Source organism: Arsenophonus endosymbiont of Apis mellifera, from assembly GCF_903968575.1.
GTDB lineage: Bacteria > Pseudomonadota > Gammaproteobacteria > Enterobacterales > Enterobacteriaceae > Arsenophonus > Arsenophonus apicola.
The window spans coordinates 1-13,509 of the sequence record NZ_CAJCFU010000064.1 but is presented as its reverse complement, the minus strand read 5'-3'; the positions used below and the strand labels follow the sequence as shown (position 1 = coordinate 13,509).

At 38.6% G+C, this 13,509-nt stretch carries 15 protein-coding genes and 1 pseudogene; 10 read left to right on the top strand and 6 right to left on the bottom strand.

What is annotated here, in order from left to right:
- Complete coding sequence (locus H1X92_RS10605) at positions 1-1,239, top strand: multifunctional CCA addition/repair protein (protein ID WP_180560118.1); 1,239 nt, start codon at positions 1-3, stop codon at positions 1,237-1,239.
- Position 1,240: 1 nt separating this feature from the next.
- On the opposite strand, the gene folB is transcribed toward H1X92_RS10605, so the two are convergent.
- The gene (gene folB / locus H1X92_RS10600) at positions 1,241-1,603 is read right to left on the bottom strand and encodes a bifunctional dihydroneopterin aldolase/7,8-dihydroneopterin epimerase (protein ID WP_180560117.1); all 363 of its coding nucleotides are present in this window, start codon (positions 1,601-1,603) and stop codon (positions 1,241-1,243) included.
- A 362-nt stretch (positions 1,604-1,965) separates the two neighbouring features.
- On the opposite strand from folB, the gene plsY reads away from it, so the two are divergent.
- Complete coding sequence (plsY, locus tag H1X92_RS10595) at positions 1,966-2,622, top strand: glycerol-3-phosphate 1-O-acyltransferase PlsY (RefSeq protein ID WP_180560116.1); 657 nt, start codon at positions 1,966-1,968, stop codon at positions 2,620-2,622.
- A gap of 22 nt (positions 2,623-2,644) precedes the next feature.
- Here plsY and tsaD read toward each other — a convergent pair whose 3' ends face one another.
- Positions 2,645-3,685 (bottom strand): tRNA (adenosine(37)-N6)-threonylcarbamoyltransferase complex transferase subunit TsaD, encoded by a 1,041-nt coding sequence (tsaD, locus tag H1X92_RS10590; RefSeq protein ID WP_180560115.1) that lies wholly within the window; start codon positions 3,683-3,685, stop codon positions 2,645-2,647.
- Positions 3,686-4,007: 322 nt separating this feature from the next.
- Between tsaD and rpsU the strand changes: the two genes are divergently transcribed.
- The 3 genes from rpsU to rpoD all read left to right on the top strand — a co-directional run bounded on the left by rpsU (position 4,008) and on the right by rpoD (position 8,110).
- Positions 4,008-4,223 carry a 30S ribosomal protein S21 gene (gene rpsU / locus H1X92_RS10585; protein ID WP_026821546.1) on the top strand — a complete coding sequence of 72 codons (216 nt, stop codon included), beginning with the start codon at positions 4,008-4,010 and terminating at the stop codon, positions 4,221-4,223.
- A 112-nt stretch (positions 4,224-4,335) separates the two neighbouring features.
- Positions 4,336-6,081 (top strand): DNA primase, encoded by a 1,746-nt coding sequence (dnaG, locus tag H1X92_RS10580; protein ID WP_180560114.1) that lies wholly within the window; start codon positions 4,336-4,338, stop codon positions 6,079-6,081.
- 181 nt (positions 6,082-6,262) lie between these two features.
- Positions 6,263-8,110, top strand: coding sequence for an RNA polymerase sigma factor RpoD (rpoD, locus tag H1X92_RS10575; RefSeq protein WP_180560113.1), 1,848 nt, complete (start codon positions 6,263-6,265; stop codon positions 8,108-8,110).
- Positions 8,111-8,652: 542 nt separating this feature from the next.
- Here the strand turns inward: rpoD and H1X92_RS10570 are convergent.
- Genes H1X92_RS10570 through H1X92_RS10560 form a run of 3 tightly spaced genes read right to left on the bottom strand, consistent with a single transcriptional unit; the run spans position 8,653 to position 10,767 of the window.
- Positions 8,653-9,669, bottom strand: coding sequence for a phage integrase (locus tag H1X92_RS10570; RefSeq protein ID WP_180560112.1), 1,017 nt, complete (start codon positions 9,667-9,669; stop codon positions 8,653-8,655).
- 12 nt (positions 9,670-9,681) lie between these two features.
- Positions 9,682-10,170 carry a hypothetical protein gene (locus tag H1X92_RS10565; RefSeq protein ID WP_180560111.1) on the bottom strand — a complete coding sequence of 163 codons (489 nt, stop codon included), beginning with the start codon at positions 10,168-10,170 and terminating at the stop codon, positions 9,682-9,684.
- Positions 10,171-10,179: 9 nt separating this feature from the next.
- Positions 10,180-10,767: a phage repressor protein CI gene (locus H1X92_RS10560; protein WP_180560161.1), complete on the bottom strand. Its 588-nt coding sequence runs from the start codon at positions 10,765-10,767 to the stop codon at positions 10,180-10,182.
- 139 nt (positions 10,768-10,906) lie between these two features.
- On the opposite strand from H1X92_RS10560, the gene H1X92_RS10555 reads away from it, so the two are divergent.
- The 4 genes from H1X92_RS10555 to H1X92_RS10540 all read left to right on the top strand — a co-directional run bounded on the left by H1X92_RS10555 (position 10,907) and on the right by H1X92_RS10540 (position 12,536).
- Positions 10,907-11,131 carry a helix-turn-helix transcriptional regulator gene (locus H1X92_RS10555; RefSeq protein ID WP_180560110.1) on the top strand — a complete coding sequence of 75 codons (225 nt, stop codon included), beginning with the start codon at positions 10,907-10,909 and terminating at the stop codon, positions 11,129-11,131.
- Between the two features lie 30 nt (positions 11,132-11,161).
- Positions 11,162-11,671 (top strand): phage regulatory CII family protein, encoded by a 510-nt coding sequence (locus H1X92_RS10550; RefSeq protein WP_180560109.1) that lies wholly within the window; start codon positions 11,162-11,164, stop codon positions 11,669-11,671.
- A 200-nt stretch (positions 11,672-11,871) separates the two neighbouring features.
- Positions 11,872-12,222: a DUF5347 family protein gene (locus H1X92_RS10545; protein ID WP_180560108.1), complete on the top strand. Its 351-nt coding sequence runs from the start codon at positions 11,872-11,874 to the stop codon at positions 12,220-12,222.
- Positions 12,223-12,293: 71 nt separating this feature from the next.
- Complete coding sequence (locus H1X92_RS10540; RefSeq protein ID WP_225507103.1) at positions 12,294-12,536, top strand: hypothetical protein; 243 nt, start codon at positions 12,294-12,296, stop codon at positions 12,534-12,536.
- 6 nt (positions 12,537-12,542) lie between these two features.
- Here H1X92_RS10540 and H1X92_RS10535 read toward each other — a convergent pair whose 3' ends face one another.
- Entirely contained in the window at positions 12,543-13,124 is a 582-nt protein-coding gene (locus H1X92_RS10535) for a hypothetical protein (RefSeq protein WP_180560107.1), read from the bottom strand.
- Between the two features lie 98 nt (positions 13,125-13,222).
- On the opposite strand from H1X92_RS10535, the pseudogene H1X92_RS10530 reads away from it, so the two are divergent.
- Positions 13,223-13,509 (top strand): annotated as a pseudogene (locus H1X92_RS10530) (replication endonuclease); the annotation flags it as partial.

The window sequence follows — 13,509 nt, the reverse complement described above, 5'->3', positions numbered from 1 at the left end:
ATGCAGATTTATCTTGTTGGTGGTGCGGTAAGAGATCAGCTATTAGGATTGCCAGTCTCTGACCGTGACTGGGTCGTGGTTGGCGCTACTCCAGATGATTTAATCAAATTAGGTTTCCAGCAAGTAGGCAAGGATTTTCCCGTTTTTCTCCATCCCAAAACACGTGAAGAATATGCCCTTGCCCGTACAGAACGCAAAACCGGTGTAGGCTATACCGGCTTTTCTTGCCATGCCGCACCTGATGTCACGATAGAAGAGGATCTGTTACGTCGAGATCTGACAATTAACGCCATTGCCCAAACTGAAGATGGCAAACTGATTGATCCTTTCCAAGGTGAACAAGATATAAAAAACCGCTTATTACGCCATGTTTCCACAGCTTTTGCAGAAGATCCTTTACGCATACTTAGAGTGGCGCGTTTTGCTGCTCGACTGGCTAAGCAAAAATTTACTATTGCCAATGAAACACAGTCTTTGATGAAAAAAATGGTTTCTAATCATGAAATTAGTACAATTAGTGCAGAAAGAGTGTGGAGCGAAACAGAAAAAGCATTACAATCATCTGCGCCAGAAACTTATTTTCATGTCTTACGTGATTGTGGCGCACTAGCTATTCTTTTTCCTGAAATTAATCAATTATTTGGCATACCCAGCGCAACAGAATCACATGCCGAAATGGATACCGGAATACACACGCTGTTAACCTTAAAAATGGCGGCATCATTAACTGACAATATCGAAACTCGCTTCGCTGCCCTCTGCCATGACTTTGGTAAGGCATTGACCCCGCCAGAACAATGGCCTGCTCATGGGGATCATGCAATCAAGGCTATTCCCTTGATTGAGGCTATGTGTAACCGATTGCGTATTCCTAGTAGAATCAAGGAATTAGCTAAATTAGTTGCCCGTTTTCATCAACAAATCCACCAAATTAATCAGTTACAACCTGAAAGTGTGATCAATCTATTCAATCAATTAGATAGTTGGCGAAAACCAGAGCGTATCAATCAACTGGTTATTGCCTGTGAAGCCGATGCCCGTAGTTGGCTGGAACGAGAGCATATCACTTATCCACAAGCAAAATTTGTTATTGAGGCATTTGAAACAGTACAAAAAGTATCAAGTAAAAATCTTATTGAACAGGGTATTAAAGGTATCGCGATCAGGGATGAGCTTACTCGACAGCGTATTCAGGCATTAACTGATTGGCGGCGGCAACAAACCATTTTACCCATTTAAGTTAACCTAAAGCCGATTTTGTTCGTTCAATAATCACACCAACCTGCTTAGCACGTGCCACCGCACCAGGTTTAAAGACTTTAACGCGTACCCAACAGCTATTGAATTGATTTAAAATAATATCAGCAACCTCCTGCGCAACCCGTTCTATCAAAGCAAATTTTTGAGTTTCTATATGTTCAATTACCACTTGGCTAACCTGAGCATAATCTAAACAATATTCCACTTGATCATTTTTAGCCGCATGCTGAGTATCCCATCCCATTTCGATATCTAGTAACAGTTTTTGTTGGATAGTTTGTTCCCAATCATAAGCTCCAATAGTTGTGAATACTGATAACTGCTCAATAAATATAATGTCCATTTACCCTTCTCTCATGTTTAATCTATACCAATAAATACTATCCAGATACTTGTCTATTTTCATTGGGAAAATGACCCTATGATCACACATTTTAGTAAAATTTGCGGTAATAATAGGGGAATAAAAATTATTATGCGGCCAAATAGTGCTAGAAACCCAAAGGTTGAAAAAATAATTCATCATAACTTAAAAATAAATCTAGATAGATATTTGTTAGTTTTACTTACTACTATACTGTATATTTTATTAATGTTCTGATATTACCCTGATCTTCAAAATTCGGTATGCAAATAATACTTCGATAAAATACAATTATTATTAATACCTTAAGTTAAAAGATCTTGATTATTTGGAGTAATGATATGAGTGCAATCGCACTTGGCATGATTATCTTCGCCTATCTCTGTGGTTCAATCTCCAGTGCCGTCTTGATCTGCCGATTGATAGGTCTTCCTGATCCTCGATACCATGGTTCCGAGAATCCTGGAGCAACAAACGTGTTACGAATCGGTGGTAAAGCAGCTGCCGTAGCCGTGCTCATTTGCGACATTCTAAAAGGAATGATCCCTGTATGGCTAGCCTATTATTTAAATGTCCCGCCCTTTTATCTTGGAATTATCGCCATTGCCGCCTGTTTAGGCCATATTTACCCGATTTTCTTTCATTTTAAAGGCGGAAAAGGCGTTGCTACAGCTTTTGGCTCCATTGTCGCCATTGGCTGGGGGTTATCTGGCGTTATCGCTGGTACCTGGCTACTCACTGTACTACTCAGCGGATATTCATCATTAGGCGCGATTGTCACTGCTATATTAGCTCCCTTTTATGTTTGGTGGTTTAAACCAGAGTTCACCTTCCCGGTGGCGATGCTTTCATGTCTAATACTCTTTCGTCATCATGATAACATTCAGCGGCTATGGCGGGGACAAGAGAGCCGTATATGGCAAAAAATAAAGAAAAAAAGCGAAAAAACTGATAAAGAAATTATTCAAGCCACTAAAAAACAAGAAAAAAATGATTGATCCCATTATTAATTTTTATGCTTTAATTCGATTTATGCAACGATTTGAATGTTAACGGTGACAAATCTGCCAGTGGCCAACGCGCTTTAACCGTGATATCCAGACTATCACTGACGCCACTTTTTAAACGGATCATACCAGCTAGTGCTATCATTGCGCCATTATCGGTACAGAATTCTGGGCGAGCATAAAAAACCTGTCCGCCAATTTTTGTTATCGATTCTGCCATTTTCAGTCGTAATGTACGATTTGCACTTACACCACCCGCCATAACCAACCGTTTAGCACCCGTTTGCTCTAAAGCGCGTTTACATTTGATCACTAATGTATCCACAACGGCATCCTCAAATGCCCGAGCAATATCCGCAGCGGTTTGTTGATCCATCCTATTATTACGAATGGTATTGGCAGCAAACGTTTTTAAACCGGAAAAACTAAAATCTAGTCCAGGGCGATCTGTCATCGGACGAGGAAATATAAAACGATCCACCTGTCCTTGTTGAGCCATCAATGATAATGCCGGCCCACCCGGATAATCTAATCCTAATAATTTTGCTGTTTTATCAAAAGCTTCACCTGCAGCATCATCAATTGATTCGCCTAATAACTGATATTGACCAATCGCCATGACATTAATTAACTGAGTATGACCACCGGAAACCAATAGCGCCACAAAAGGGAATTCAGGACGGTTTTCTTCCAACATTGGCGCCAGTAAATGCCCCTCCATATGGTGAATAGGGATAGCCGGCACTCGCCAGGCAAACGCCAACGAACGCCCTATTGTTGCTCCCACCAATAAAGCGCCGATCAAACCTGGCCCTGCGGTATAAGCAACAGCATCAATATCACTATCGGTTAAATCCGCTTGTTGCAATGCCGCTTTAATTAAAGGAATTGTTTTACGAATATGATCGCGAGAAGCTAATTCAGGCACTACACCACCATAATCGGCATGCAATTTTACCTGACTATATAATTGATTGGCTAATAAACCGACTTGATCATCATAAATCGCGATACCCGTTTCATCGCAAGATGTCTCTATACCTAAAACACGCATATATTACTCACCACCTTCGCTAATAACGCAAGTTTATCACTATTTATGTAAAAAAGGTGCAACTTCTCAGTAAATAAATAACTGTCTATCTGGATTAAATCAGTTATAATTAACATAAATAATTTGTATGGCTTATCCATTATCAGCTAGATTATGCCAACTATTTTTTTATTAAAAATAATTAATTGGCCGATTTTGTGCGTTTCGTTTTTATACAGCACTTTACAAAGCCCTACACATTGAAGTAAAATTCCGCACCATTTTGAAGAGAGCTGGCTATGATATTGCTAGCAAAAACCGATTTTTTTGAGGTGAAAGGCACATGCCGGTAATTAAAGTACGTGAAAACGAGCCATTTGACGTAGCACTGCGTCGTTTTAAGCGTTCTTGCGAAAAAGCAGGGATATTAGCTGAAGTGCGCCGTCGTGAGTTCTATGAGAAACCAACGACTGTACGTAAACGTGAAAAAGCATCAGCAGTAAAGCGCCACGCTAAAAAATTGGCTCGCGAGAACGCACGCCGTACTCGTTTGTACTAATTGCTACGGTTCAATAACCGTAACAATTCGACAGCAGTGATTAAGTGATTACAAAAAGGCCGTGCTTCCTAATAAGAAGCACGGCTTGTTATCTTTCTTCAATGAAGAGTTTATGGCTGGACGAATTCCGCGTACATTTATCAATGACTTATTGGCTAGAACCGATATCGTTGATCTTATTGATACTAAAGTGCCGCTAAAAAAGCAAGGCAAAAACCATCACGCGTGTTGCCCATTTCATAATGAAAAAACACCTTCATTTACTGTTAATGGCGATAAACAATTTTATCACTGCTTTGGCTGTGGTGCTCATGGTAATGCCATTGATTTTTTGATGAATTATGACAAGCTTGATTTTGTCGAAACAATTGAAGAGCTTGCTACCATGCATGGGCTGGAAATTCCTTATGAAACCGGTAACAGTTCAAATCAAATAGAGCGGCATCAGCGACAAAATCTTTATCAATTAATGAATGATATTAATCAATTTTATCAACATTCATTGAATAAATTAGACTCACATAATGCAAAACAATATTTAATACAACGCGGCTTAAGTGATGAAATTATTCATCGTTTTTCTATCGGTTTTGCACCAACCGGCTGGGACAACCTACTTAAGCATTTTGCAAAAAATGCTGAGAGCCGTAAACAGCTAAATGCTGCCGGTATGTTAGTTACCAATAATAATGGTCGTACCTACGATCGCTTTCGTGAACGGATCATGTTTCCGATCCGGGATCGTCGAGGACGTGTTGTGGCTTTTGGTGGTCGTGTTTTAGATAATACGTTACCAAAATATCTCAATTCACCAGAAACTGAGATTTTTCATAAAGGCCGCCAATTATATGGCCTATATGAAGCAAGCCAAAATAATCTGGCACTTTCTAAACTATTAGTTGTCGAAGGTTATATGGATGTTGTTGCTCTGGCGCAATTTGGTATTAATTATGCCGTAGCGTCATTAGGTACATCAACAACGGCAGAGCATATCCAGTTACTTTTCCGCACAACGGATACAGTTATTTGTTGTTATGATGGGGATAAAGCAGGTCGCGAAGCCGCATGGCGAACGCTCGAAACAGCACTTCCCTATTTGAGTGATGGCCGCCAGCTACAATTTATGTTTTTACCTGATGGTGAGGATCCTGATTCACTAATACGTAAAGAAGGTAAAGCAAATTTTGAACAACGAATGGATAAGTCACACTCTTTGTCTACATTTTTGTTTGATACATTGGTTGCACAAGTTGATTTAGCTAGTCATGAAGGTAAAGCAAAATTCAATCGTCTAGCTATGCCTTTAATTAAAAAAGTGCCAGGTGATACTTTACAGTTATATTTGGCACAAGAATTGGGTAATTTTATTGGTATTCCTGATACTTCGCGTATTCTTGCCATGATTGAAAAAGGTTCGGCTGAAAAAACAAATTATCAGACACCAAAAATTAAACCAACAACCATGCGAATATTGATCGCATTATTGGTACAAAATCCAAATTTTGTGAGCCTAATTCCTACTCTTGATGGCATTAAGCACTCACAGTTACCAGGATTAATGCTGTTTTTAGAGTTAGTTGAACTTTGTCAATCTCATCCTGGTATAACTACGGGTCAATTACTGGAATGCTATCGTAATAATAAATTTGTTAAACAACTTGAAAAACTGGCAACTTGGAACGATATAGAGATAGAAGAGATAGCGGAAAAAATGTTCAAGGATGCCTTGGAGCATTTATTTATTACCGCGCTTGATGAAAGGTTCGAATCTCTGATGGCAAAAGAGCGGACAGAAGGTTTAACCAGTGAAGAACGTGAAGAAGTTCGTTTAATTACTGTTGCAAGAATAAAACAGTAATCTTGAAAAAGTAAAATAGATCCGGCTTGAGTGCCGCATAACGTAGGGCAAACGCCTGTAAGTTGCCATGATGTAAAGGGCATGGCACAAAAAATAATTAAATTCCCTTTAATTTTATTGTTGGCTGACTTGTTTTCGCCGACCAACACCAACCCAAATTATGAAGTGTGGATACCGTCTTATGGAGCAAAACCCGCAGTCACAGCTGAAGCTACTAGTTACCAAAGGTAAAGAGCAAGGCTACCTGACCTATGCTGAGGTCAACGACCATCTGCCGGAAGATATCGTCGATTCAGATCAGATTGAAGATATCATCCAAATGATTAATGATATGGGCATTCAAGTGATGGAAGAAGCGCCTGATGCCGACGATCTTATTCTGGCAGAAACCGCCACTGATACTGACGATGATGCTGTTGAGGCTGCTGCCCAGGTATTATCCAGTGTTGAAAGTGAAATAGGCCGCACAACAGATCCTGTGCGAATGTACATGCGTGAAATGGGTACCGTAGAACTACTGACCCGTGAAGGCGAAATTGATATTGCTAAACGCATCGAAGATGGCATTAATCAGGTTCAGTGTTCTGTTGCTGAATATCCTGAGGCTATCGCTTATCTATTAAACCAATACGAACGTGTAGAAAAAGGTGAAACCCGCCTATCTGATATTATTACCGGCTTTGTTGATCCTAACGCTGAGATAGATTTAGCACCGACAGCAACCCATATCGGTTCAGTGTTACCGGAAGAAGCCTTAAATGATGACGAAGATGAAGATAAAGACGAAGATGATGATAGTGACGACAGTGATGAAAACAATGTCGATCCAGAACTCGCTCGGCAAAAATTTTCAGAGCTTCGTGAACAATATGAACGCACGTCCCTTGAAATTCAAAAAAGTGGCCGTAACCATGCTAATTCAATCGCAGAAATTGAGCAGTTGTCTGAGATTTTCAAACAGTTCCGTTTAATACCAAAACAGTTTGATTATTTAGTCAACAATATGCGTGATATGATGGAGCGTGTTCGCTCTCAAGAGCGCCTCATCATGAAACTCTGTATTGAGCAATGCAAAATGCCAAAGAAAAACTTCATTACCTTATTCTCAGGTAATGAGACCAATGTTAATTGGTTAGCTGCGGCGAAAGCAATGAATAAACCCTGGTCTGAAAAATTAGTTGAAGTCGAAGAAGAGATCCAACGCTCTTTGCAAAAACTACAACAGATTGAAGAAGAGACCGGTTTAACCATTGAACAGGTAAAAGATATTAATCGCCGGATGTCTATTGGTGAAGCAAAAGCGCGTCGAGCGAAAAAAGAGATGGTTGAAGCTAACTTACGTTTAGTTATCTCTATTGCTAAAAAATACACCAATCGAGGCTTGCAATTCCTTGATCTGATTCAGGAAGGTAACATTGGTCTAATGAAAGCGGTCGATAAATTTGAATATCGTCGTGGATATAAGTTTTCAACTTATGCAACCTGGTGGATCCGACAGGCGATCACTCGTTCAATTGCTGATCAGGCACGCACTATCCGTATCCCAGTGCACATGATCGAAACGATCAACAAACTGAACCGTATTTCTCGCCAAATGTTACAGGAAATGGGACGCGAACCCTCACCTGAAGAATTGGCAGAGCGTATGTTAATGCCTGAGGATAAAATCCGTAAAGTACTAAAAATTGCCAAAGAGCCTATTTCAATGGAAACACCAATTGGCGATGATGAAGATTCACATCTTGGTGATTTCATTGAAGATACGACCTTAGAGCTACCTTTAGACTCTGCTACCTCGGAAAGTCTGCGTTCAGCCACCCACGAAGTTCTGGCTGGCTTGACGACCCGTGAAGCAAAAGTTCTGCGTATGCGCTTTGGTATTGATATGAATACGGATCACACATTAGAGGAAGTGGGTAAACAGTTTGATGTTACCCGCGAGCGGATCCGTCAAATTGAAGCAAAAGCGTTACGTAAACTGCGCCATCCAAGCCGTTCAGAAGTACTGCGTAGTTTCTTAGATGAATAAAACAATTATTTATCTTTAGAATAGTAGAAAGCACCTATCTTGATAGGTGCTTTTTTATTGATAGCTATCATTAATCAAACAGATCATTAGTAAAACTTTTAGCCACTGTAATAACATAAAACAGTAAAAATGCCCTATCAACACTAGTTTCTTAAACACCGTCATTCGAATTTTGCTAGCTGAGATTTAATTATCCATCAACATGAACTGAACTCATTGCTAGTTTTGCTACAGAAATGGCTGTTTTAATTGCTCTAAAAAACATCAATAATTATTGCCGCAGTAGCTTCTACCTTGCAGCAATAGACCATTCCTGCATTTAGCTACAATAGCAAAACACCACTCATTAGAGTGGTGTTAATTGGCTGCTAACACAGCTTAAATTTGGTGGCCCCTGCTGGATTTGAACCAGCGACCAAGCGATTATGAGTCCTTTAAATCGCCTAACAAAAACAATAATTTACTTTAATTTCAATGAGTTAATAAACGAATAAACACGAATAAATGCGGTGATAGTTTTTTTTGCTGCCATTTTGCTGCCATTAAATTAGTTTTTGTAGTGGATTGAACTCTATTGCTTCAGAAAGATGATTAGGCGAAAAGTGAGCATATCTCATTGTCATCTTGATATCGGTGTGCCCTAGTATTCTTTGCAATACTAAAATATTGCCACCGGACATCATAAAGTGCGAAGCAAAAGTATGTCGTAAAACGTGAGATGATTGACGTTCAGGCAATTCAATATCTGTACGTTCTAAGGCAGAGCGAAATGCAGAATAACAAGATTTAAATAATGGATTGTTGCCCTTCACTTTTGGCAATGTTTTTGCAAACTCTTCACTGATGGGAACTGACCTATTACGCTTACCTTTTGTCTTGATAAATGTGATTGTGTTATTTCTGATTTGTGATGCTGTCAGTTTTTCGGCTTCTGACCATCGCGCACCAGTTGCTAGGCAAATTTTAACGACATGAATCAAATCTTTTGAGCTACTTTTCTCACATTCAGTTATTAGTAGTCTCATTTGCTCATCATCAAGGAAAGCCATTTCCTGTTCGTCAGTTTTATATGACCTGACTTTTGCTAATGGGTGTTCTTTTGTCCATTCATCCAGCCTAATTAGTTCATTGAACATAGCCCTAAAGTAAGCAAGTTCTAAATTAACCGTGCGCGGAGTAACAGTTTTTAATCTATCTGTTCGCGTGATTTCGCCACTTAAGCGTTTTTCACGATATACAGAAAAAACCTTTGCATTAAATTCAATAGCGAGAGGGTCACCCATGGCATCACAGGCAAATATCATTAAAGATTTACGCTTTTCACCATCACCAAGGGTCACACCATGAGCACGGAACCAAGTTTCAACTAATTCAGTAAGCTTACGTTTATCTTGTTTTTCGCCCAGCCACGGCTTATCTTGTGTTTCATCAAGAATATGGCGTTCAAATGCAATGGCTTCACCTTTGGTTGTAAAAAGCTTACGAACTCTTTTACCCTCACGACCATTTGGAAAACATTGAACAAGCCAACGCCCGTCAGGCTGTTTTTTAACTGTCATGACAACCCCAAATTAACGATGTTCAGTAAAGTCACCTGTATCTAAAACGCCACGAAATTGCTTTTCGCTTGAAATAATAACTCCCATTTCGCGAGCTTTATCCATCTTCATTTGGCTTGCGTTATATCCATAACAAAGTAATTTTAAAGCTTTAGTTACTGATTTTCTAACATCCATACCAGCATCACTAGCTAGCTTTTCTAATTCAGACTTATCGTCTTTTTTAAATCCAGTAAAATGGACGTCAAAAGTTTCAGGTTTTGGTTCCTTTATTTCAAAATCACCGCATTCAATCATGTTATCAATGAATAGTTGTGCTTCATCTAAACTATCGAAATATTCAATTACACGGTCTTTTCTAAAAGTTTTAAATTTACCCTTTTCATCAGGATTAAGGCTTATTCCTTGAATATATGTATCATTATGAGATATATCATCAATTGCTTGTATTGATACTATTTCTCTTGAATTAACATACACAAATAATAAAGATTGTTTCATAACGAGACATTACTGATTATCAATAATAGTAACTACACGCCCAATAATAGAAATGTCTTTTAGCTCACAGTCAAAAGCCATACCTGCGCCAGAAACTCGAACACGCTGCATAGGCATGCGAGTAAGTTCTCTTATGCTTATCTTATCGTCAATTCGTACCAGCCACTTGCCGTCGTAAACTTCACCAAATTTACGGTCAACAATAAAATAATTTTGCCCATCTTGAACCACTATTGGTTCCTTAGGAAATGGTACTCCTTGTTTGAACAGCACTTTATCAAACATGGCCATGCCAGCATCAAACTCTTCACCATCGATTATTTTATATTTTTTCAGACGAAGTATATCTAACTCTTCATCGTCAAATTTTTTACCGTGACCAGTTGCTAGCCATTGTAAGCTAACCCCTGTTTCAGCTACACATCTAACTACCATATCGGCGGGGAAATTGTCTCTTTTATATCGACCTGCGAGACTGCTTGATGCTATTTCAAAGTGTTGTGCCAACATAATTTTAGAGTTAAAGCCATAAGCTTCAATAATGCGGTCAAGAACTGGCTCACTCTTGCCAAACATTTCTAGATGAAATTTTCCCATATTCATTCCGTCACCTTCGTAAAATACGACAAATATCTTGACTTGTAGTTAAATACGAAATAGACTCACCTTATATTGTAGTTAAATACGAATAAACTCGGATACCACCGGATAAAACCCGAATTGGAGATTTTGCACTATGCGCCCTAATATTACAATCACCATTCCTGAGCCGTATCTCACTATAGAAGCCTACTGTGAAAGATTTGGAATGGCTAAAAGTACAGTTACAGACATGATTAAGGATGGTCGCTTACCTGTCCGCAAAAAGCACAAAGAAATGAAAAATGGTCGTGTTTTTATAAATATGGCAAAGCTAACCGTTGAAGCATTATCAGACTGTGATATTTCGCTTAATGCATAATTAATTATTCGCTTTAGGAGAATAAAAGCCATGTTTGATTATCAGGCTTCCAAACAAAATCACTTTGATAATGCATGCCGCGCTTTTGCGATTGCTCACAAAGGTGACCTTGTTCAGATAGCGGAAGCAATCGGCATGAATGCGCAAATATTGCGTAACAAGTTAAATCCTGAACAACCGCATCAATTTACTTGTGCTGATATTGTAAGCGTAACGGATGCAACAGAAGATGCAACTTTAATTGATGGTTTGTTAGAGCAACTTCAATGTCAGCCGTCAGTACCTTTAAATAATGCCAGTGGGGGAAATTTCCCTACATATATTTTAAATGCAACAGCCGAAGTTGGAAAGCTAGCAAGCCAAGTAGTTTTGGCAGGTCGAATTAATAATGCCCGTTCTGCTGAAATTAAACAGTGTGTGAATAATGCGATCCGTTGTTTAGCATTAGTCGGTGTGACAATTTCAGCTCGTCTACATTCATCTCCTGCGTTAGTTACTGCAATAGATACAGTTGCGGGATTTAGTCAATCAATGGTTTGATATAGCTTTATGAGAAATTTATTAGGTTATAAATAAAGATTTTGGAGATTATACAAATGACTCAGATAGATAAGCAGCAGTTTAAATATAAATTAACGGGCGATTCATTTAAAAATAAACGTAACAACGATTTGAAATATATTGTTCCTGTTATTTTATTCGCCATAGGTTATTTAATTTCGAGAATATAGGTGATTTCGATGCAACATGATCCAGCATTATCAGAAACGCAGTACAACCCTATGCCTATTAAACAACGTGCTTACGGTTTACATAAAATTAATCAATTAAAAAATGAACTATTTGGTTCAGAAGATAAAGCACTTCAAGAGTTCATTGATAATATGCGTGATAAATTTAATGATGATGCCAGTAATAATAAAAAATTTTTAGGGATGATTTTATATTATGCAGGAATTAATAAAAATCGACATGATTGTAAATATGAAGAGTTTACAAAAGAAGAAATTAAATTAATTGTTAATGCGATTAATATAATTAAAAGTGGCGTCGCCATGTTTCCTAAAAAACTCCCTTCAATTTTTAAATAAATAATTCTAAATCAATTAAATGACGTTTGCGCGTCAGGGATATTTACATTTTAAATTTAGGAATGACATAAATGAATCTATCAGAACCAACATTTACCCCTGTATTAGATGCCGCTTCAACAGATGCATTTTTAATTAATGATTGTATTAACTGGAATCGTCAGGATGAACGCCAAGTTTGTAATGACCGTTATGCGTCACGCCTGCGTAAATTACAAAGGTATGTGCTGACTGAAAAACCTGATTATGTGGCTATCAGTCAGTTATTAGAAAGTGAAATTAATCACATTGAGAATATGAAAGGAACTATGTAATGAGTATTACTCTTTTCTCTGGGTATATTGAGGGTATACCCCGTTTTCCACTTTTGGCGTCAGTCCAGAATCAACCTGAGCAACCCAAGCAGGATAAATATCACCAGACACCAAAGACGCTAGAAACTCATTCATGCGTGAAGGCACAACAAAAACATCCGTTTTTACGGTCAAATGTCGGTTGTCTCCACTCTGAAAAAGCAAAATTGTCTTATAAGTTGTCCGAATCGCAAGGTGTAAGTCTGTCTCTAATTCTTCCAAAGAATCCCAAAACTCAGATTCAGATATACGGGGGTGGTTACGTCCATGAATCATACTTTCCAATCCGTGCTCAATTAGTTCTGTCCATTTTGCGTGCTCTATCCATTCGTTTGGAAAAATCGTGCGCAGGTGGTGCGCCAACGCATTTCGACAATCTTTTGATGGAAGCCAACGCCTTTCTATATGGTTTCGAGTGGCGCGCTGAAAAATGCCGCAAACCTCGTACAACTCGCCATTTGATAAGAGCCTTACTTCGTTTGGAGGAACGCTTACAGAAGACAAAAACTTGATGTTGTCTTCGTACCAATTGTTAGCGGGTTTATTCATCGAACGCCTCGTAGCTAAAAACAAATAGCGGCATAGCCAATAACATGCCGCTGAATTTATTAAAAAACACCCCAGTTTTTCTTTTTCATGAGGTTTTAATGACTATAGTTTCAAGCAACACAGTTAATCAAACCTTATATTACAAGCCAAGTCAGCCTATTGAAAGGCCGTTTCCAACTTATCCTGAACTTCATGAAAAAGAAAAAAGAGCCAAAGCATTAGCAAATGCGCAAACGTTACTTTCAGAACAACCTAAAATTGTTCAAATTACCGTTAATAAACGCTTTGATACGTTATTAAAAGAACAGGGTCGTGAGCGTGCGAATGCTTATCTTGCTAAAAATTTTTGTGAACGGATATATCCAAGAATAGAACTTGTCACTAA

Bases quoted from the DNA above. Each gene is read 5' to 3' on its own strand.
- H1X92_RS10605 (WP_180560118.1), top strand. From the start codon at position 1: ATGCAGATTTATCTTGTTGGTGGTGCGGTAAGAGATCAGCTATTAGGA.
- folB (WP_180560117.1), bottom strand. From the start codon at position 1,603: ATGGACATTATATTTATTGAGCAGTTATCAGTATTCACAACTATTGGA.
- plsY (WP_180560116.1), top strand. From the start codon at position 1,966: ATGAGTGCAATCGCACTTGGCATGATTATCTTCGCCTATCTCTGTGGT.
- tsaD (WP_180560115.1), bottom strand. From the start codon at position 3,685: ATGCGTGTTTTAGGTATAGAGACATCTTGCGATGAAACGGGTATCGCG.
- rpsU (WP_026821546.1), top strand. From the start codon at position 4,008: ATGCCGGTAATTAAAGTACGTGAAAACGAGCCATTTGACGTAGCACTG.
- dnaG (WP_180560114.1), top strand. From the start codon at position 4,336: ATGGCTGGACGAATTCCGCGTACATTTATCAATGACTTATTGGCTAGA.
- rpoD (WP_180560113.1), top strand. From the start codon at position 6,263: ATGGAGCAAAACCCGCAGTCACAGCTGAAGCTACTAGTTACCAAAGGT.
- H1X92_RS10570 (WP_180560112.1), bottom strand. From the start codon at position 9,669: ATGACAGTTAAAAAACAGCCTGACGGGCGTTGGCTTGTTCAATGTTTT.
- H1X92_RS10565 (WP_180560111.1), bottom strand. From the start codon at position 10,170: ATGAAACAATCTTTATTATTTGTGTATGTTAATTCAAGAGAAATAGTA.
- H1X92_RS10560 (WP_180560161.1), bottom strand. From the start codon at position 10,767: ATGGGAAAATTTCATCTAGAAATGTTTGGCAAGAGTGAGCCAGTTCTT.
- H1X92_RS10555 (WP_180560110.1), top strand. From the start codon at position 10,907: ATGCGCCCTAATATTACAATCACCATTCCTGAGCCGTATCTCACTATA.
- H1X92_RS10550 (WP_180560109.1), top strand. From the start codon at position 11,162: ATGTTTGATTATCAGGCTTCCAAACAAAATCACTTTGATAATGCATGC.
- H1X92_RS10545 (WP_180560108.1), top strand. From the start codon at position 11,872: ATGCAACATGATCCAGCATTATCAGAAACGCAGTACAACCCTATGCCT.
- H1X92_RS10540 (WP_225507103.1), top strand. From the start codon at position 12,294: ATGAATCTATCAGAACCAACATTTACCCCTGTATTAGATGCCGCTTCA.
- H1X92_RS10535 (WP_180560107.1), bottom strand. From the start codon at position 13,124: ATGAATAAACCCGCTAACAATTGGTACGAAGACAACATCAAGTTTTTG.